Origin of the sequence: Rubrivirga sp. SAORIC476 (assembly GCF_002283555.1) — a bacterium.
Taxonomy (GTDB): Bacteria; Bacteroidota; Rhodothermia; order Rhodothermales; family Rubricoccaceae; genus Rubrivirga.
In genome coordinates this window covers 1,889,077-1,908,869 of sequence record NZ_MVOI01000003.1, presented here as the reverse complement: position 1 = coordinate 1,908,869, position 19,793 = coordinate 1,889,077, and the positions used below count along the sequence as shown (strand labels likewise).

The following is a 19,793-nucleotide window of genomic DNA, read 5'->3' as shown; positions in this document are numbered from 1 at the left end:
TGGGGTCGCGGAGGCCAGACCGACGCACGGCGAGGGAGAGATCAGAAACCGCGCCTACGGGCGCGTTTCTGATTTCTCCTGTGCCTGTGCCTCTGGATTCCCCGGAGGCTTCAGTCGAGCCAGCATCGGCCGATACAGAAGGGACCCTCATTTCTAGTCGTATGTCGATCCACGCTTGGCACCTGTACGGAGTCGCGATCCCCTACGTCCTCATCGCGACGGCGCTGTGGGGTCTCGCATCCGGAGCTGTCGCCGACGCCGTCCGCGTCGGGCTCTTGCCCTCCCGGACAGCGATGGGCCTGCCGACGATCCTTCTCGGCTATGTGGGCGGGTTCGTGAGTGTGGCGTTCATCTACATGTGCGCGCTGGACCGGAGGCACATGGGGGCGGCTATCGGTGTCGACCCTCACACGCTCGCGCCGGGGGCAGACGCCTACCTGTACTTCCTCGCTGCTGTGTCGTGGCTCTCGACGGCATTCGTCGTCTTCGGCTACGTCTGGCTGCGCCGAGGGACGCGAAACATCCTGACGTCCTCGGCTCAGCGAGAGAGCGCTACCCGGCATGTCGAGGAACAGCGGGCGCTGCTGCAGACGATCATCGACGCGGTCCCGTCGGGCATCTACGCCAAGGACCGGGATGGGAAAGTGATCCTCCAGAACGCATCCAGCCACCAGAACCCGCGAGTCGGGGTCATGCTGGGCAAGACGGTGTTCGACCTGTTTCCGAAGCCCATCGCAGAGACCCATCACGCTGGGGACCGGGAGGTCATGGCGACAGGGGCGAGCCTCACGATCGAGTACCCGATCCCCGGCCCCGACGGCACGGATACCATCTACCGCACCACCAAGACGCCGCTGCGCGATTCGAAGGGGGAGGCCGTGGGGGTCGTGGGCATCTCGCACGACATCACGGCGCAGAAGCGCATCGAGACCGAGCTCCGGCAGGCCCGCGACGCGGCCGAGGCCGCCTCGGTGGCCAAGAGCCAGTTCCTGGCCACCATGAGCCACGAAATCCGGACGCCCATGAACGGCGTCATCGGCATGACCTCGCTCCTGGCCGACACCCCGCTCGACCCGGAGCAGGCCGACTTCGTGGAGACGATCCGCCAGTCCGGTGATGTCCTGATGTCGATCATCAACGATGTGCTCGACTTCTCAAAGATCGAGGCCGGGCAGGTGGACCTGGAGCACGCGCTGTACGACCTCCGCGAGATGGTCGAGACGACGCTCGACCTCGTGGCGCCGGCAGCAGCCGAGAAGGACGTGGAGTTGGGGTACATCATCGAGGACGGCGCGCCGGGGCGCGTCGTGGGCGACGTGACCCGGGTGCGACAGGTCCTCGCCAACCTGCTCTCGAATGCGGTCAAGTTCACCGACGAGGGCTCGGTGTGCGTCCGCGTCGCGTCTGATTCGGGGGGGGCGGCCACCGGGACCCGCGTCGGGCTGACCGTCACGGTCGAGGACACCGGCATCGGGATCGACCCGGACAAGCAGGACGCCATCTTCGAGTCGTTCTGCCAGGCCGACGCGTCGACGACGCGCCAGTACGGGGGGACCGGCCTCGGGCTGGCCATCTCACGCAGCCTCGTGGAGATGATGGGCGGCACGCTCTCGGTGGAGAGCGAGCCCGGCGTCGGCTCGACGTTCCGCGTCCGGTTCGAGAGCGAGGTCGCGGGCTACGAGCACCGCGAGTTCCTGGACCGCGAGCAGCCCCGCCTGGCCGGTCGCCGCCTGCTGATCGCGGACGACAACGTCCTCAGCCGCCAGATCCTGGAGCAGCTGGCCCAGGGCTGGGGGATGCGCGTCACGACCGCAGCCTCCGGAGCCGACGCGGTCCAGGCTGCGGTCGCCGCGGAGACGTCAGGCGCTCCGTTCGACCTCGTGCTGCTCGACATGCAGATGCCGGGCCTGACCGGCATCGAGACCGCGCGGCAGATCGCCCACGCGCTCCACGCGCGTCCGGCGACGGTGCTGCTGGCGCCGATCACCCTGACCGCGGCGCTGCGCGACGAGGCTCAGGCTGCGGGCTTCGACGCGGTGCTCTTCAAGCCCACGAAGCCCGCAGCACTCCACGAGGCCCTCGTCGAGATTCTCGGCATGCCAGAGGCAGTGCCCTCGGCCTCGGCGCCCGCCTGGATCTCCCGCCCCGCCACGTCCCCGGCCCGGAGCCTCACGGTGCTCCCCGCTTCGCTAAACGTGCTGGTGGCCGAGGACAACGTGATCAACCAGAAGGTGATCACGCGCCTGCTCGCCAGCCTGGGCGTCACGCCGGTCGTGGTCGCGGACGGGAACGAGGCGGTCACGGCCATCCAGAGCCGCGCCGAGGCGGGGCGGCCGTTCGACATCGTGCTCATGGACATCATGATGCCAGAGATGGACGGCCTCACCGCCACGCGTGCGATCCGGGCACTCGGCACGTCCTTCCGCCAGCCGCACATCATCGCTCTCACGGCCAACGTGATGCAGGGCGACCGCGAGCGGTGCCTCGCGGCCGGGTGCGACGCGTACCTCCCGAAGCCCGTCCGCCGGGACCAGTTGGTGGAGGCGCTGACTCACCTCCCACCCTCGATGGGGCAGCGCCCTGTGGGAGAGCGGGCCGTTCGGGCAGAGGTAAGCGAGTAAAGGAACTGGATTCCGGTGCCCTGTCGTGGCTCTAAGAGCCAGGCGCCGCCGGGTCAGCGTCGCCGCTAGCTTCGGGCTCCCCGTCCGCCCTCCCTTGTGCCCGCTGCTCCGGCCGACCTCTCGCTCGACTACCGCTGGTCGGCGGGGTCGATGCCGCCGCCGCATCACTACGCCGTCCGCATCCGCCTCGATGCCGACGGGGCGGAGGTCGCGCTGAGGCCGGGCTATGCGGGCGCCGACACGCCCACCTGGACGGTGCCCCTCACACCGACGGCGTTCGACCGAGAGACGCTCGTCACAGCACTCCGTGAGGCCGGTCTGTTCGAAGCCGACTGGACGCCTCGCCGCCCGAGGCACATCGGGGGCAGCGGCTGGACCCTCCGTGTGACAGCCGAGGGACGATCCGTATCCGTCCCCCGCGACGCCGTCGCCGAGGCGGGCGACCCGGCGGCTGTGGAAACGGCGGTCCGCGCGCTCGTGCCCGACGCAGTCTGGGCGGATTTGCGAGCGCGTCGGCAGGCATTCATCGCCGCGCCGGGATGACCCTTCCCCCCTTTCTCCAGACGCCACGCCTGCGGTCCGCCGCGCTGCCGTTCGCCGCCAACGGGGTACTGTATGGGACGTGGGCGTCACGCATCCCCGAGATCCAGGAGCGGACGGGGCTCGGCGAGGGCGCGCTGGGGCTCGCACTTCTCGGACTGGCCGCCGGGCTCGTGGTGTCGGCGTCGGCCGCGGGCCCGCTGGTGGCGCGGCTGGGGGCGCACCGGGTGACCCTGGCGGCGCTGTCCGTCTTCGCGCTGGCGGTGATCGGTCCGGGACTGGCCGTCGGGTTCGGATCGCTGGCGGCCGTGCTCGTCGGCGTAGGGCTGACGAGCGGGCTGCTGGACGTGGCGATGAACGCGTGGGCGGCCGAGGTCGAGGAAGCGGACGGCGTGACCATCCTCGGCGCATGCCACGGGTTGTTCAGCCTGGGCGGGATGGTCGGCGCCGGGCTGGGCGCGGGCGCGGCGGCGGGGAGCGTGTCGCTGGCGCTCCACTTCGGCGTGTGCGGAGTGGTGTTCGCAGGCGGCGCGCTGGCGCAGGGGGTCGGCCTCGGGGCGACGTCGGACGCGGTGGCGGGGGCGGAGGACGGCCCGGTGATCGCGTGGCCGACGGGGCCGGTGGCGGGGCTGGCGGCGCTCGCTGTGTGTGGCCTGATCGCCGAGGGCGCCATGGCCGACTGGGGAGCCGTCTACCTGCGCGAGGTGCTGGCAGCGTCGCCCGCAGTGGCAGCGCTCGGGTTCGCGGCGTTCTCGGCCTGCATGGCGGGCGCCCGATTCGGCGCCGACGCGTTGACGGAGCGCCTCGGCGACGCACGGTTGGTGCGCCTCGGGGCGGCGCTGGCGGCGGTCGGGCTGGCGGTCTGCGTCATCGCACCGACCGTGTGGGTGGCGGTGGCTGGCTTCGGGCTGGTCGGCCTCGGATTCGCGGCGGTCGTGCCGGCCCTGTTCCGGGCGGCGTCGAAGGCGCCGTTGCCACCAGGCGTCGGCATCGCGGCGGTGGCGAGCGCGGGCTACCTGGGCTTCCTCGCGGGACCGCCGGTGATCGGGTTCATCGCCGAGGCGGCTGGGCTGCGGGTGTCATTCGGCGTGCTGGCCGTGCTGGCCGTGGTCGTCGCGCTCGGCGCGGGCGCGGCGTTCCGGCGGGTACGGGGCGAGTGAGACTACAAGGCCTTCTCGTCGGGCCTACGGCAGCGCCACCGACACGCCCGCGATCACGTGGCGGCCGGGCGCGGGCTCGACGAACCGTCCGCCGAACGCGTTGACGACGACGGCTCCGGCATAGGCGCTGTCGCCGACGTTCCGAAGGGTCACGAACGGCGTCACCCGCGCGGGGCCGACCGGCAGCCTGGCCAGGGCCAGACGCAGGGTGAGGACGACGTACGGGTCGGTGACCGACTCGCCCGCGCTGTCGGCCGCGTAGGCCGCCGCCGCCTCTCCGTCGACCCCAACCACGAGCGGCACACGGCCCGACGCCGCCCATGTCGCCGTCCACGTCGCCAGCCGTGGAGGGAAGCCGGGGACGCGGTTGCCGGCAGGCGTCTCGGAGCCGTCGGGGCCGTCCAGAAACGTCCCGCGCGCCAGCGTCAGCGCCGCGGCACCACTCACGCCCCCCGGCCCGAGGCGGACGCCCTCGGCGCTCGCCGCCAGTTCCACGCCGACGTGTCGCGCCTCACCTGCGTTCGCGTACACCGTCACGTCGCCGACCTCAGAGGGCAAGAGCAGGTCGCGGGCGAGCGCCACGAACGCCGCCGCATCCAGGCCGACCGCACCGCCGCCCATCGCCCAGGAGCCGCGTGCGCCGACCTCCGCGCCCCAGGTCCGCTCCGGCTGGAGCGAGGGGTTGAAGCCGGGACTGCCGTCGGCGCGGTTGCCCAGTTCCGTCGTCGTCGGCGCGTCGAGGGCCCCGGCGACGTTCGCGTAGGCGGTCGCCCCGCCTCGCCGAGTGGTGACCCGGTACGCGAGGCCGAGAGACGGGCTGACAGCGCCGAGCGTTCGAGCCTCGGGCTCCACGTCGGCCGGGTCGGCGGCGTAGCGGAGGGCGTCGGCGCGGAGGGCCGCGGTGGCCGTGAGCGCGTCGCTCAGCGGGAGGGCCACGCGCCCGAAGAGGGCGCCCGAGCGAACTGTCTCCACCTGATCGGTGAGCACCTCGGTGCCCGGTCGGCCCTCATCGTTGGCCCGTTCGAGGCGGTCGTCGCGCTGGCCCTCGACCTCCGCGCCGACGCCCCACGTCAGGCGTCCACCCCCTTCCATGACCGCGCGCAGGCCGCCCGACACACGGCCCAGGGTGATGTAGCGCGGGATGATGGGGTTGTCGAGGGTCCGCCCGGCGCCGGTGGCGGTGACCCGGAGGCGCGCATCTCCGAGCGGACGGCCGTAGGTGATGGCCAGGTGGCCCTGAGCGAGACTCTTCCCAGCGTCCTGCATGATCGAGGCCTCGCGGACCTGCCGCGGGTCCTCATCTGCGGCCGCCGCGGTGATGCCGCCTGGCGACTCGGCCCGCGGCACGACGGCCCCGAGGCCGACCACGCCGAGCGTCTGCCCGCTGCCGAGGTCCGCCGAGCCGGTGAGCCCGCCGCGGAACGCCTCCAGCGCCGCGTGCCGACGGAAGCCGCGTTGCGTGACCGCCGAGCCCCACACCGACAGTCGCCGCCCGTCGCCGAGGTCTGGGCGCGCCGACGCCTCCGCCTTGGCCAGCCCGTACGCCCCCCCCACTCCACGAACGCGGACACGAGGATCCATGTCATCAACCGTCGACAGGGCTAGAACGCCCGCCGAGCCGCTCCCCCAGAACGTCGACGCCGGGCCGCGCAGGACCTCGACGCGCGAGACCAGCCCGGGCTCGATCACGTTGAGCTGTCCCTGCCCGTCGGCCAGCGTCAGCGGAACGCCGTCCAGGATCACGTGTGTGCCGCGGACGCCGAACGCGGCCCGCCAGCCGAGGCCGCGCACCAGCACCCGCTCGCCTGTGGACGGGTTGCCGCGGTCCGAGATCCAGAGCCCTGGCAGACCGCGACCGAGCGCGTCGAGCGCCGTGGCTGGGTCGGTGGCCCGCTCCGCCTCGGTGCGCTCGCGGACGGCCAGCGCCAGCGGCGCCCGACTCGGGACGAGCGTGAAGGGCGACGCGGTCACCTCGACGACCCCGAGGTCGCGCGTGGCGGTGGTGTCCGGCTGGGCCGCGATGGAGGCCGACAGCAGAACGAACAGGCCGACGGCAGGACCGAAGCGGTAGCGCATGGGGACTGGGCGGGGGGCCAGGAAAGAGTGGCCGGTGGCAGAGAGTGACGGTCGTCGCGAACGGGGTGGCGTCGCCACGGGCCTCCTCCCGTGGGCTACTCGCCTCCCCGGGTGGGCTCCAGACGCCACACGGCCCCGTCGGCGTTGTCCGTCAGCACGTAGACGAAGCCATCCGGGCCCTGCTCCACGTCACGGATGCGCTCGCCGAGTTCGATCGTCTCCTCGCCACTGACCGTGTCCCCGTCCAGCGTCAGGCGGACGATGCCCTGCCGCCCGAGGCTGCCCAGCATCAGGCTGCCCGTCCACTCGGGGAAGGCGTCGGCCGTGTAGAACAGCATGCCGGAGGGCGAAATCACGGGCGTCCACTGGCGGACGGCGTCGGTGAACTCGGGGCGCGTCGGCGGGTCGGGGATGGGCGTGTTGTCGTAGTTCATGCCCCAGCTGACGACGGGCCAGCCGTAGTTGGTGCCCGGTGTGATGAGGTTGAGCTCGTCCCCGCCCTTCGGGCCGAACTCGGCCTCCCAGACGGCGCCGGTCTCGGGGTGGATGCCCAGGCTCTGCCCGTTGCGGATGCCGTAGGCCCAGATCTCCGGCCGCGCGTCCGGGTCGCCCACGAACGGGTTGTCGTCGGGGACGGCGCCGTCCATCGTCAGGCGGACGATCACGCCGATGGTGTTGCGGAGCTCCTGCGCGGGCTCCTTCTGGCCGCGGTCGCCTGTCGAGATCAGCAGGAAGCCGTCGGGCGTGAACGCGATGCGCGAGCCGAAGTGGCGGCCGCCGGCCTGAAACGGCGTCTGGGCCCACAGCTCCTCGAAGCCGACGATCGCGCCGTCCTCGAAGCGTCCCCGCCCAACGGCTGTGGCGCCCATGTCGTTCGGGCCGGGCTTGGCGTAGGTCAGGTAGACGAAGCCGGTCTCGTCGAAGTCCGGGGCGAGGGCCACGTCCAGCAGACCGCCCTGGCCGTTGGCGAAGACCTCGGGCGTGCCCTCCACGACCGGCGCCTCGCCTGAGCCGTCGACCAGCCGGAGACGGCCGGCCCGCTCGGTCACCAGCGCGCGACCGTCCGGCAGGAACGCGATGCCCCACGGGTGGTCGAGTCCGCCCTGGACTTCGACCACGCCCACCGTCCCCGCCTCGGTGCCGACGGTTTCCATCACCGCCGATACGCCCGAGGCGGAGCCGGTCGGCTGGGCGCAGGCGCCGAGGGCGAGCAGGGGAGCGGCGAGAAGAAGGGTGCGGGACATGGCGCGGGCGGAGCGGAAGCCTGCGGACCGTCCACCGCGCGCTCCTGTTCCGCCTGCTTTCGCGGCAGCTACGTCCGCTCTACGAAGGCGACGACGTGCTCGGCGATCTCAGCACCGGAGGCATCTTGCAGGAAGTGCCCGCCGCAAACGAAGGTCGGCGGCTCGGCGGTCGGGACGAGGCGCTCGAAGAAGCGATGCGCGCCTCCGAGGATGGGGTCGGCTTTGGACCAGACGAGGAGGCACGGCCTGTCCCAGATCGCCAGCGCCTCCCGCGCCCGAACCATGATCTCGGCGACGGGGTCGGTCGGATCCATCGGCACCATCAGCGGCCACCTCGCGGCCCCCGCCTTGTACCGGACGGACGGAAAGGGAGCCGTGTACGCCGGCACGAACGGTTTCTGCCGATCTGGGAGCGCCATCGTCATCAGCCGCCCGATGGGCAGGCGCCGCCCGAGCAGGCGGACGCTCGCGCGCCACGCTCGGAAACCGAACGTGGGGGTCTCGGTGCCCGTCGGCAGGAAGGTGTTCATCACCACGAGCCGCGCGATGCGGTCCGGCACGTCGAGCGTGGCGACCGGGAGACCCATCAGCCCTCCCCAGTCCTGGACCACCAGCGTCACGTTCTGCAGATCGAGCTGTCGGATCACGTCGAGCAGGACCGTCCGGTGCAACTCGTAGGTGTAGGCGCCCGCCTCGGTCGGCTTGTCGCTGCGGCCGAAGCCGGGAAAGTCGAACGCGACCGCGCGGTGCCCGGCGGCGACGATCGGCGGGATCATGCGCCGATAGAGGTAGCTCCACGACGGCTCGCCGTGCAGCATCAGCACCGTCTCGTCCGCCTCGCGCGGCCCTTCATCCACCACGTGGACCCGCAGCGGGCCCACGCCGGGCGTGTCGACGGTGAGGTACTGCGGCGCGAACGGCCACTCGGGCAGATTGGCGAACCGCGCCTCGGGCGTGCGAACGACGTGGGGAGGGAGGTCAGCCATGGCGAGCAGGCCCGATGGGGCCGAGGTGGGTCTGGTGGAAGCCGTCGGGCTGCTTGAGGCCGTAGCCGAGCAGGCGGTCAAGACCGATGTGCGCGGTCCAGATCAGGGCGACAGGGACGCCGGGCGTCCACCCGAGGCCGACCGAGGCCACCGCCAGCATCGCGGGCGCAGCATAGGTGTGGGCCACATTGTATGCCGCCGCCCCGATGCGCGGCCCGCGCAGGTAGCCGACCATCGACACGTCGGGCACGAGCAGGAGCGCGGCGAACCACCCCCACGATGCGCCGGCGAGCGCGTAGACCCACGTGGCGACGACCAGCGCAGCGGCGCCTTCGAGACGGAGAAGCAGGATCGGCATGGCGACGCGATGTGAGGGGGCCACGCTACGGCCCTCTCGGCCCGAGTTGCGGCAACCGGAAGTCGCACACGACGCCCGTTCCCCACGGTGCCGCCGGGCGCCAGCGCCGCATCCTCGTCGTCAGCCGGGCGCGGCTGTGGATGGCATCCGGGAAGGGAGACGAGGCCGTTCTGCCGTCTGCGTCCGAGGCCCTGTTCGGTACGGGCAGGTGCAGATTCAGGGCGGCGGACACAAAGCCGGCCGTCCCTCGTACCGCCGCTTGTGAGCCCCGCCCCGCCCCTGCTCGTCGACCCGCCGACCGTGCCCGCCTCGGGGGTGACGCGGGCCGCGCCAGACATTGAGGTCGCGGCCCCGGCGCGGCGGCGGTTCCGTGTGTGGCGGGCGTACCTGGCCGCGCTCCGCGTGGCCGTCAGCTACCTGTGGTTCGACGCGATGACCCGCGTCCGCGGCGAGCGCTGGGCGGCGCGCAGGGCACCGTCCCTCCATGCCCGCAACGGGCGACGCGTCCGCGACTCGATCCTGAGTCTGCGGGGCCTGTTCATCAAGGCGGGCCAGCTGGCGAGCGTGCTGACGAACCTCCTCCCGGAGCCCTTCCGCGCCGAGCTGGAAGGCCTCCAGGACCGCGTTCCGGCGAGTCCGCCCGAGATGGCCCGTGCCCGCATCGAGGCGGAGTTGGGCGCCCCCGTCGAGGCGCTGTTCGTCGACTTCCAGCCGATGCCGGTGGCGAGCGCGTCGCTGGCGCAGGTCCACCGCGCCCGCCTCGCGACGGGCGTCGGTGGGGACGGGCAGTCGGTCCTGCGCGACGTGGCGGTCAAGGTGCAGCACGCCGACATCGACGCCATCGCGAAGCTCGACCTGCGGGCCATCGAGACCATCTTGCGCGTGGTCGGGCGGTGGTTCGGCATTCGCGGCCTGCGCGAGCAGTTCCGCGAGATCGAGGCGGTGATCCTGAGCGAGTTGGACTTCGAACGAGAGGCCGCCTCGGGCACCGAGATCGCGCCGATGCTCGGGGCCGGCGTGTCCGTGCCCGCCGTCGTGCCCAACCGATCGTCGCGGCGCGTGTTGACGACCGAGTTCGTGGACGGCATCAAGGCGGGCGACCTGGCGGCGCTCGACGCGGCAGGCGTCGACCGGCTGGCGCTCGCCGAGCGCATCCTGGAGGCGTACGGCGGCATGATCTTCCGCGACGGCCTCTACCACGCCGACCCCCACCCCGGGAACCTACTGGTCCGGCCGGACCTCGCGGCGCCGGGCGGGTTCGAGTTGGTCTTCCTCGACTTCGGCGCCGTCGCCCGCCTGCTGCCCGAGATGCGGACCGGCCTGGCCGAGATGATCGCGGGCGTCCTGGCGCGCAACCCGGCCCGCGTCACGACCGCCCTCGACACGATGGGCTTCACCGCCGACGCCGGAGGGTCGATGCAGGCCGACGCCGCCGTCCGCGCGCTGGTGGAGGGCGTCCACGAGCGGGTGCTGAAGAACCTCGACCCGATGGCCTTCCGCCTGGGCGACCTGACGCTGGAGTTCGCGATGGCGCAGCATGCCGAGACGTTCGACCAGATGGCCGACCTCGGCGTGTCGGTGACCGACCTCGCCTCCGCGTTCCGCGTCCCGCGCGACTGGATCTTGCTGGAGCGGACGGCGCTGCTGCTGATCGGCCTGTGTGGCGCGCTCGCGCCCGACGTGAACCCGCTCAAGGTGCTCCAGCCTCACATCGAGCCGCTGACGCGCGAGGCGGCGCCCGCCATCGGCGCGGCGATCTGGGCCGAGGTCCAGTCCGCCGGGCGTGTCCTGCTCGGCCTGCCGACGCAGATCGATCGCGTCCTCACGAAGGCCGAGGCGGGCGAGATCGCGGTCCGCGACCCGGCGTCGGTGGCGGCGACGGAGCGGCTGGCGCGCTCGGTCCGCGGGCTGGCCTACGCGGTCGGCGCGGTGGGCTCCGGCGGCATCGCCTACGCCGCGTATGCGGGTGGCGACGCGGGCATCGCGCTCGCGCTGACGGTCGTGGCGACGCTGTTCGGGCTCGGCACGCTGCGGTCCGGGCGTCGCTAGCGCCTCCACCTCGGCAACGAAGGGCGACTCCCGAGGCGACCGAACGTGGCCGAGGGCCAGACGACCGCGTCGTCTGACCCTCGGGACGGTCTCCGGCTCTGGACCCTAGTCGTCCATGCCCCACACGTCGTTCCGCTGGATCCCGTACGGCCGGGCCGCCGGGCGACCGGTGACCGGCACCACGCGCTCGTCGTACAGCATCTCGGGCGCGAACGTGGACACCTCGACCGGCCCCGACCCGAACCCGAACAGCTCGCGCGGGTCCTCCAACTCATCGACCTGCGCCTTGATGAAGCTCCGGTCGACGGGCTGGTCCGCGACCAGCGCCAGCCGGAGCTGCGGGTCGATGAACGTGTTGCCCGACACCTCCGCGTCCAGGTTGTCGCGCACGCCGTCGATGTCGAGCAGGATGTACTGCGGGTTGGTCCCGAACTTCCCGGCGACGATGACCGCGCCCGCGCCGCTCTCGCCGAACAGGGGGCCGTTGAAGTAGAACAGGTTGTCGCGGATCGTGAGCGCCGGGAGCCGGTCCGGCGCCCAGTCCGACTGGAACGCGCCGCCGGGGTTGAACGCGAAGATGTTGTTCTCGAAGACCAGCTCGTCGAAGCTGTTGTCGTTGTGCCACTCGACGGCCGACACGTTCGACGAGGTCGGGTCCGGGTTGAAGGGGAAGTTGAGCGCGAACGTGTTGTTGCGGACGAGCAGCCGGGCGTACGGGAAGCCCGCGCGCCGACCGAACGTCTGCGTCCGGAGCGCGAGGAGGTTGTTGAGGAAGACGTTGTTCTGGATGACCACCTCGCCCGTGCCCGCCACCGGCGGCGTGGAGCCGATCTGGAAGCCGGCCATCGCCCCGTTGGCGATGACGTTGTCCGCGATCACGACCCGCTCGGCCTCCATCTGCGCCCACCCGATGACCGGGTTGCTGTTGGATGACCCTTTCTGCAGGCTCCCCGACATCACGTCGTAGTTGTTTGAGGGCGACGCGTCGAGCACGAGGCCGCTGACCACCACCTCCCGGATGACCGAGTTGCCCGCGATCTGGAAGATGGCGCCGTCGCGGCCCATGGCCGTCGGGACACGGGAGGGCCGGGAGAACGGGTCGCGCGCCGAGAAGTCGTCGTTCATGCCGCCGAAGACCTTCAGCGTCCCGGCCGCGTTTTCGAGCTTCGGCACGCGCTGGATGCCCGCCGCGAACTGGCCGGGGTAGTCGCCCTCCGCGACCAGGACCAGAACGGTCCGCTCGCCGCCTTCGTTGACGAGCGCGGCCGCGTCCCGGACCGCACGCCAGAGGGCCGACTGGGCGAAGATGGTGGAGCCGTTGTCCTGGGTCTGGGCATAGGCATAGGCCGCCGACCCACTGGGAGCGACGAGGATCGTGAAGGTGTCCATCGCCTCGGAAGACGACGAGACCGGCTCGAAGGACGAGGCGCCCGCGAAGGCCGCCGGACTGCCGACGAGGGCGAGCAGCAGGAGAAGAAGGGTTTTCATCGGGAGGATCGGAATGGAGTGGCCAGGGGCGTGTCGGGAGGGCGCCGGCTCGCTAGCGGACGACCGTGACGGAGCGCGACGTGGTGAAGGACTCGCCCGTCACCCGGACGAAGTAGACGCCCGCCGTGAGGTCGCTCTGCGCGATCTCGAACGTGGCCTCGGCCCCGCCCGCGAGCGGTCCGTCGTGGAGCGTCCGCACGCGGCGCCCGAGCGCATCGATCACCTCGACCACCACCGTCTCCGTCCGGCCGACCGAGAGGCGGAAGCGGGAGACGCCGGTGACCGGGTTCGGGGCGACCGGCGAGAACCCGTAGCCCTCCGCCAGCCCGTCGGGCTCGACCGCCACGGCCGCGTTGGCGATGATGGCGGCGCCTGGCGTCGCGTTGAAGGCGTAGTCGAGCACGCGCACCTGCCCCTCCGCCTCGGCCTCGACGCGGACCCACCCGTAGTGCTGGTCCCCGTTGTCGAGGCGGAACCGGACGCCGACGTAGGACTCCCCGGCGCTCAGCCAGTCGTTCGGGTCGGAGCCCTCGAACGTGAACGAGGCCTGGATGGGCAGCGCGAAGTCGCCGAGGTCCACCAGGTCCGCGTTGGACGCAGAGACCTCCTCGCCCGCAGCCACCGGGAGCGCGTAGGCGTACGAGTTGCCACGGTAGACGAACCCGTTGCCGAGCAACCCATTCACGTAGTCCCCGGACTCCGGGTCGGTCAGCAGGATGATCTGATTGCGGTCGTGGGTCGACTCCGCGAGCGCGAACTCCGGGTCGCCGTCGCCGTCGATGTCGATCTCGAAGGCGGCATCGGAGAGGGTGACGTCCGGGGAGACATCGACGTAGACGACCTGGGCGGCGGCGTCGGAGGCTCCGAGCGCCGCCGCAGCAGCAGCGGCGGTGACGTACCAGAGCGAATTGTTGAGCGTAGCAGTCGGGAGCATGGCGGGAAGGAGGTTGGAAATCAGAGGAGACGAATCGCACGGATCTCGAGCATCCATCTGGTGACGAGGCGTTGCTCATCGTGCATGCCTTCGCCAAACCGTTCCTGTGAGGGTCACCCCCTCGCTATTTCTCTCCCGTCGCCGCGGACAACCGCCTGTACGCCTCCCAGTGGCGCTTCGCATCGTGCGGCTGGCGGAGGTAGTCCTTGTAGATCCGTGCGAGCCACCGGTGCGCGAGCGCGAACCCCGGCTGCTGACGCAGGCAGACCGCGAACGCGTCCTCGGCCCGATCCGCCCACCCGAGCCGGAGCAGGGCGACGCCGAGGTGGAAGTGCGCCAGCGGGAAGTGGTAGAGCCGGGCGACGGCTGCCAGCGCGGCGTCGTGGGCGGCCGCGTAGTCCTTCCGCTGGATGGCGACCACGGCGCGGCCGTTGTAGGCACGGGCGTTGTCGGGGTCGAGCGCGAGCACCGCCTCGTAGGCCTCCGCCGCCCGCTCCGTGTCCCCGAGGCGGAGCAGGAGATCGGCCCGCCGCAGGTGGACCTCCGGGGAGGCGCCGCTGGATGCGGGGAGATCCTGCAGCAGGGCGAGCGCGCCGTCGGGGTCGCCGCCAGCCGCCGCCAGATCGCTCTGGAGCAGGGCGACCGCGGTGGGAAAGCGGCTCCCCTCCGCCACCGAGGCTTCGACCACCCGGCGGGCGTCTTCGACTCGCCCGTCCGCCGCGTAGGCCCGCGCCAGCGCCAACGCGTAGTAGTCCCGGTGCGGCGACTCGGCCTCGACGACCGACTCGTAGAGCGGGATCGCCTCCGCCACGCGCCCCGTCGAGTCGTACACCCGCGCCAGGTTGAACGCGGCGTCGCGGACCGCCGCCGCCGCCGCCTCGGCGTCGCTCTGGTCCGGGTCGAGGTACCCCAGCCCGACGAGTTGCTGCACGGCCTCGTGCTCGGACCAGGGATCGGCGCGGGCACCGTCCGGGTGGCGACCGTCGTCGCCATCGACCGCCTCCCACGACGGGATCGTCTCGAACGCCGGGGGCTCCTCGAAGGCTTGCACGAGGGGCGCGCCCGCCATGTCGGCGCCGACCGGGAGGCCCAGCAGCGTCAGGACGGTCGGGGCGACGTTGAGCAGGCCGGCGCCGTAGATCCGCTCGTCGCGGCGGATGCCCGGCCCGGCCATGACGAGTGCCCCGAACGGGCGATGCTCCAGGGCCGCGCCTGCGGGCACATGGCGGGGCACGACGCGCGGCCGGAGGTGGTCGGAGTGGAACCCGTGGTCCGAGAGCAGGATCACCGCCGTGTCGGCGTCCACCTGCGCGAGGAGCTGCCCCAGCATCATGTCATGGAAGCGATACCCCGCCTCGACGACGTGCCGGTACCGACGGAAGTCGTGATCGGAGACGCCTTCCATCTGGGGCGGGTGGTAGCCCATGAAGCCGTGCCCGAGGTGGTCGATGGCGTCGTAGTAGACCGCCGTCAGGTCCCACTCGGTCGTCTCCATCAGGTAGGTCACCGCCGCGTGGATGCTGGCCGCGTCCGCGATCGCGCGCGCGACGGCCAGCGGGCGCTTGTCGGCCTCCTGGTCGATCTCGGCCAGGTCCGGGATGAACGGCACGAGGTGGTTGCCCGTCAGCTCCCGGAGGTCGATGCGGAGGTCGAGCAGCGTGTCTTCGATCTCGGGCGGGTGGACGGTGCCGGGCGGTGAAGCCGCGGTCTGGAAGAAGTTCGAGACCATGGCCCCGCGGATCGGCTCGGCCGGGTGGCTCGGCCACCAGCCGACGACGTTCGACCGCATCCCCTCCTGGTGGAGGATGTTCCAGAGCGCCTTCGTCGTCCGCGAGGTCCCCAGCACGGGACGGATGCCGGTGCCGCTCTCGTCGGGCTGGACGAAGTGGTGGATCCCGTGGCGGTCGGCCGTGTGGCCGGTCGCGATGCTGGTCCAGAGTATCGGGGAGAAGGGCGGCTCCAGGGTCGCGAGGTTGCCCATCACCCCGCGGTCGACGAGCGATGCCAGCGCGGGCATCTTGCCCGCGTCGAGCAGTGGCGACATCACCTTCCAGTCGGCAGCGTCCCAGCCGATCAGGAGAACGCGTTTGGCGAGACGCTCAGCCATCGGAGACACGCTGGCGATGGAGCGACGGGTCGATCACGGCTGCGGTCACGGCCGGGTCGCCATCGAGCCCGAGGTGGGCGTGGAGCTGGTCGGCCGCCCGGAGGGGCGCAGCGATCACGTCGCGGTGCTGGAGCACGAGCGTCGAGGCGTGCCGGTCCAGCCACCCGCGCGCGGCGTCGAGGTACCGCGCGTAGGCCGTCCGCAACGACGCGCCGGAGGCAGCCGTCGCGCCGTTTCGTTTGAGCATCGCCTCTTGCGACTGAAGCACCTCCCGCAGGTCCCGCTCGATGAGCACAGCACGGTACGTCGGCCCCGGCGGCAGGTGCGGCAGCAGCGGGGCGACGACCTTCAGCGCGTGCCCGTCGGCCTCGGGCAGCCACCCCGACTCATAGGCCAGGCGCATGACGGGCTCGGCTTCGAGGTAGCCCTCCGGGTTGGACGCGTCGGCCTCGCGGGCCCCGTCCGTGTAGGGCGGCACGCCCGCCGCGGCGAGCATCTGCATCAGCATCGAGGTGCCCGACCTCGGCAGGCCCGTGACCACCACCAGGGAGACGCCCGAGAGGTCGGGGCCGGTCGCCGCATCCGGAAGAGAGGCGCCCAGCGGACCACGGACCTCTCGCCACGCGCGGACGCCTCGCCAGCCCGCGGCGAGCAGTCCCAGCGAGCCGCCGGGAGGGACATCGTAGAGAGGACGATCGGACACGAAGGGAAAGGAGGGGACGGCGCAACGTAGCGTCCTCCGCCAAACCCGCTCGCGGCGGGTCATGGGCCCTGCGCCTCGGGACGAAGACGGACAGCGCGATGCCTTGTTCGTCAACGGCTTGCACCCTACCCTCCGACACCCAGCCTCTTCGCCTATGCGCCGGTTTCTTGTGCTCGCCGCGGCGCTCGTCGCCCTCCCCGCTCTCGCCCAGACCGACGGCCGCCTGCATGACCAGGGGCACGCCCTGACCGATCGTAGCCCCCGGGCCGACGGCCGCCTCGACGCGGCCCGCCCGCTCCTCGGCACCTGGGAGGTGGCCGTCACCACCTTCCCCACCGACACGACCACGCACACAGCGACGGGCCAGGCCGAGATCACCTACATGAACCGAGGCTACGCGCTCATGGAACGGCGCATCGTGGAGGACGCCGTGCCCGGCCGCACCGACCACGCGCTGTCGTTCCTCGTGTTCAGCCCCGGCCCAGACCGCTGGGCCCTCGGCGAGGGGCGCTCCGAGACGGAGCACATCGAGGTCTACGACGGAGTCGCCGAGGCGGGAGGGCTCGCGCTCCGCACGGCCGTCCGGCGGGGTGGCGGAACGCTCCTCACCCACGAGCGCGTCCGCTATGCGATGGCCGACGACGGGCTCACGGTGACCGTCGAGACCTCCACCGACGACGGCGCGACGTGGGCTCCGCACGAGCGCCGGTCGTACACGCGTCGCGCGGCCGCCCCTCTCCTGGCCGTGCGCGCTGACGACGGCGTCCCCGCCGAGGGGCTGCCGGCCGAAGCCCGCCAGTTCGACTTCCTGCTCGGCGTCTGGGACGCCCAGCACCAGATCACGCTCCCGACCGGCCAGCAGGTCGCCTTCCCAACCACGACGACGGCCAGCATCGCCCTCGGAGGGCACGGCCTTCTGGAGCATTCCTGGTTCGACCTCGACCCGACTCTGCCCGACGCGGCCACCACCATCCTCCGCCTCTACAACCGCGCCGAGCGTCGCTGGGAGTCGCTCTACCTCACCAACCGCGCCAACACGCTGCTCGACTTCGGCGGCGTCTGGGAGGGCGACCGGATGGTGCTCCATCCGTTTGACACCCATCTCGGCGGCACGATCTCGCGCTTCGTCTTCTACGACATCGAGCCCGATCGCTACCTCTGGTTGGCCGAGTCCAGCACCGACCGGGGCGAGACCTTCACGACGACCTGGACCATCGACGTCACGCGACGCTGACGGTCCGGAGCAACTCCGGATGGCTGCGCGTGTCCCGATACACTCCGCCCTGCCCGATCGTGCGCTGTCTTGCCTTCCTCCTCGCGGTCCTCAGCGTCGCCGTGACCGCCCAGCCCGCCGACCGGGTCGCCCGCCTCGACTCGGCGCTGGCCGCTCTCCACGCCGGTGGTCTGTTCGACGGCGCGCTCGCGATTTCTGGCGCCGATGGGACCGTCCTGTACCGATTCGCTGCGGGCATGCACGACGGCGCGCCCGTCACGACAAACCGGCCGCTCTACGTCGCCTCGGTCTCGAAGCAAATGACGGCAGCGGCTGTCCTTTCCCTCGTCGCCGAGCGGCGACTCGGCCTCGACGACCCGGTCGAGCAGGTTCTCGACCCGTGGCCCTACCCCGAGGTCACGGTCCGGATGCTCCTCGACCAGACGTCCGGCCTTCACTTCCTGACGACCCTCGTCGCCCACGCCGACACGTCGCGCCCTGTACCATCGGAGATCGCGCAGGCACTCATCGCCGAGCACCGGCCAGGGACCGCCCACGAGCCAGGAACGGCGTTCGCCTACGACAATGCGAACTACATCACGCTCGCCTGGGTCCTCGAAGCAGTGACCGGGCAGATGTATGGAGAGGTTCTCCGCGAGCGCGTCTTCGAGCCGGCCGGGATGACGCGTGCGTTCGTCGGGCCGTCCGGGGCGGCCGACTGGATCGCGTGGGCCGGAGGTGACGGTGACGCCGTCCACGCCTCGGTCGACGACCTGCTCGCCTTCGAAGACGCCTTCTGGAGCGGGCGGATCGTGCCCGACTCGCTCGTCCGGTCGGCCGTGGTCGAGTTGCCTGACGGGACCGACAGCCAGTACGTGTTCGGTCGATTCGTGCGCGAGGCGCCACGCCCCCTTGTCGGCCACTGGGGCGAAGGGGACGCGGTCAAGACGGGGCTCTGGCGCGAGCGACTTCACGGCACCCTGCCGGGGACTACCTACGCCATCGAGGCCACGAGCCATGGCGTCTACCGGACGCCCATCCTGGGAGCGATGATGGACCTCTGGAACGGGGTCCCCTTCGCGTTCCCCCTCCCCCGCCCCCTCGCCGACGTGCCCGAGGCGGTGCTGGCGCGGCACGTCGGGGTGTACGAGTCCGGCTTCGGCCGCCTCCACATCACGCTGGAGAGCGGCCAGCTTCACCTGGAGCCGGAGAGCGCAGGCGGCAGCGAGCCACTCGTCGCGGGCTCCGAGACGGTGTTCTACTTCTGCTGCCAGGACCTCACCTGGGAGTTTGTCACCGACGCCGAAGGCCGGACGGTCGGCATCCAGATCCAGGGGCAGCCGCAGACCCTCGGACGCCGAGTGGAGTAGTCGCACCCCGGTTCGCCTTGTAGTCGGGCTGGGGGGTCGGCTCGCCGCTGAAGCACAAAGAAGCCCGCGTCCAAAGACAGGACGCGGGCGATTCGTGTGGGCTCTACTGGATTCGAACCAGTGACCTCGTCGATGTCAACGACGCGCTCTAACCAACTGAGCTAAGAGCCCGGCGCGGCGCAGGGCCGACGGCAGGGCGTCCAACATACCGCGCGGGCGAGACGGCGGGCAAGGCGCGCAAGCGCGCTCCGTGTGAAGGCGGACGGAAGCTTCTGCCCGCGCCCCGAGGAGGGCGGGTTACGAATCGGCCCGGCGACGGGGCGGGGCGGCCCCGCCTCACAGCGCCTCGGCCGATGACCGAGAGCGTTCACAGGGGGACCGACGACCCTGATCCCGTGACAATCCAGGCACCGAAACCGTGAACGTGGCGCCCCCTGGGCTCCAGCATGGCTCTCACGGACTGTTCCAGGGGCATGGCACATGCTTTGGGGACACATCCTCACTCCCCAGTGCCGTCTATGCTCGCCCTGAGCGTCCAGTCTCCCTTCGCCTCGTCGCCACGTCTGATGGCCCGAGAGGATGTCGTCGCCAGCGCCATCCAGTCGGCAGGGACCGTGTCGGGCGCCTACGCGACCTCTCCCTGCGCCTTTCTGACGCTCCCGGCCACGGTGGCTCCACTTCTGGAGTCGCTTCGCCCCGACGACGCACAAGACGGCACGTGGTTGTTGGTGACGGTGCGCGCAACCGGAGAACCCGGCCAGCGCGTCCACCTCCACGAGCGGTGCCTGACCGCCGTGCAAAGGGTCATGCTCGCGCTCGCCTGTGACGGCGTCGAGAGCACATGGGTCGGAGACGGGCTACCCGACGCGGACGCCCTCGCTGGGGCCGGAGCCCCGCTCGACGGACGCGTGCCGGTGGGGCTCGTGTGGTGCGCCGCAGGCTGA

15 protein-coding genes and 1 tRNA gene are annotated in these 19,793 nt (G+C 71.6%); 7 read left to right on the top strand and 9 right to left on the bottom strand.

The window, feature by feature from the left end:
• Window positions 1-161: 161 nt before the first annotated feature.
• The 3 genes from B1759_RS09790 (at window position 162) to B1759_RS09780 (ending at window position 4,321) form a co-directional block, all read left to right on the top strand.
• A complete protein-coding gene (locus B1759_RS09790) occupies window positions 162-2,621 on the top strand; it encodes a response regulator (RefSeq protein WP_095514821.1) in 2,460 nt (819 codons plus the stop codon).
• A gap of 96 nt (window positions 2,622-2,717) precedes the next feature.
• Entirely contained in the window at window positions 2,718-3,164 is a 447-nt protein-coding gene (locus tag B1759_RS09785) for a hypothetical protein (protein ID WP_095514820.1), read from the top strand.
• Complete coding sequence (locus B1759_RS09780; protein ID WP_095514819.1) at window positions 3,161-4,321, top strand: MFS transporter; 1,161 nt, start codon at window positions 3,161-3,163, stop codon at window positions 4,319-4,321. The genes B1759_RS09785 and B1759_RS09780 overlap by 4 nt, the downstream gene beginning before the upstream one ends.
• A gap of 24 nt (window positions 4,322-4,345) precedes the next feature.
• Here B1759_RS09780 and B1759_RS09775 read toward each other — a convergent pair whose 3' ends face one another.
• From B1759_RS09775 to B1759_RS09760, 4 genes are all read right to left on the bottom strand, one after another.
• On the bottom strand, window positions 4,346-6,397 hold the full coding sequence (locus B1759_RS09775; RefSeq protein WP_095514818.1) for a TonB-dependent receptor: 2,052 nt from the start codon (window positions 6,395-6,397) through the stop codon (window positions 4,346-4,348).
• 95 nt (window positions 6,398-6,492) lie between these two features.
• Window positions 6,493-7,641: a PQQ-dependent sugar dehydrogenase gene (locus tag B1759_RS09770; RefSeq protein WP_095514817.1), complete on the bottom strand. Its 1,149-nt coding sequence runs from the start codon at window positions 7,639-7,641 to the stop codon at window positions 6,493-6,495.
• Window positions 7,642-7,709: 68 nt separating this feature from the next.
• A complete protein-coding gene (locus B1759_RS09765) occupies window positions 7,710-8,627 on the bottom strand; it encodes a haloalkane dehalogenase (RefSeq protein ID WP_095514816.1) in 918 nt (305 codons plus the stop codon).
• The gene (locus B1759_RS09760; RefSeq protein WP_095514815.1) at window positions 8,620-8,985 is read right to left on the bottom strand and encodes a DUF4260 domain-containing protein; all 366 of its coding nucleotides are present in this window, start codon (window positions 8,983-8,985) and stop codon (window positions 8,620-8,622) included. Before B1759_RS09760 ends, B1759_RS09765 begins: the two co-directional genes overlap by 8 nt.
• Window positions 8,986-9,246: 261 nt before the next feature.
• Between B1759_RS09760 and B1759_RS09755 the strand changes: the two genes are divergently transcribed.
• Window positions 9,247-11,034, top strand: coding sequence for an AarF/ABC1/UbiB kinase family protein (locus tag B1759_RS09755; protein WP_095514814.1), 1,788 nt, complete (start codon window positions 9,247-9,249; stop codon window positions 11,032-11,034).
• 105 nt (window positions 11,035-11,139) lie between these two features.
• Here the strand turns inward: B1759_RS09755 and B1759_RS09750 are convergent, their stop codons facing one another.
• From B1759_RS09750 to B1759_RS09735, 4 genes are all read right to left on the bottom strand, one after another.
• Window positions 11,140-12,522: a hypothetical protein gene (locus B1759_RS09750; RefSeq protein ID WP_095514813.1), complete on the bottom strand. Its 1,383-nt coding sequence runs from the start codon at window positions 12,520-12,522 to the stop codon at window positions 11,140-11,142.
• Window positions 12,523-12,574: 52 nt separating this feature from the next.
• The gene (locus B1759_RS09745) at window positions 12,575-13,456 is read right to left on the bottom strand and encodes a T9SS type A sorting domain-containing protein (RefSeq protein ID WP_158225199.1); all 882 of its coding nucleotides are present in this window, start codon (window positions 13,454-13,456) and stop codon (window positions 12,575-12,577) included.
• A 124-nt stretch (window positions 13,457-13,580) separates the two neighbouring features.
• Window positions 13,581-15,563 carry an alkaline phosphatase family protein gene (locus tag B1759_RS09740; protein WP_095514811.1) on the bottom strand — a complete coding sequence of 661 codons (1,983 nt, stop codon included), beginning with the start codon at window positions 15,561-15,563 and terminating at the stop codon, window positions 13,581-13,583.
• Window positions 15,556-16,266 (bottom strand): sulfotransferase family protein, encoded by a 711-nt coding sequence (locus tag B1759_RS09735; RefSeq protein WP_095514810.1) that lies wholly within the window; start codon window positions 16,264-16,266, stop codon window positions 15,556-15,558. The genes B1759_RS09740 and B1759_RS09735 overlap by 8 nt, the downstream gene beginning before the upstream one ends.
• A gap of 154 nt (window positions 16,267-16,420) precedes the next feature.
• Between B1759_RS09735 and B1759_RS09730 the strand changes: the two genes are divergently transcribed.
• Together B1759_RS09730 and B1759_RS09725 are read left to right on the top strand one after the other, a co-directional pair.
• Entirely contained in the window at window positions 16,421-17,500 is a 1,080-nt protein-coding gene (locus tag B1759_RS09730) for a hypothetical protein (RefSeq protein WP_095514809.1), read from the top strand.
• 59 nt (window positions 17,501-17,559) lie between these two features.
• On the top strand, window positions 17,560-18,849 hold the full coding sequence (locus tag B1759_RS09725; RefSeq protein WP_158225198.1) for a serine hydrolase: 1,290 nt from the start codon (window positions 17,560-17,562) through the stop codon (window positions 18,847-18,849).
• A gap of 97 nt (window positions 18,850-18,946) precedes the next feature.
• Here the strand turns inward: B1759_RS09725 and B1759_RS09720 are convergent.
• A tRNA-Val gene (locus tag B1759_RS09720) sits at window positions 18,947-19,020 on the bottom strand.
• A 395-nt stretch (window positions 19,021-19,415) separates the two neighbouring features.
• On the opposite strand from B1759_RS09720, the gene B1759_RS09715 reads away from it, so the two are divergent.
• On the top strand, window positions 19,416-19,793 hold the full coding sequence (locus tag B1759_RS09715) for a hypothetical protein (protein WP_143537332.1): 378 nt from the start codon (window positions 19,416-19,418) through the stop codon (window positions 19,791-19,793).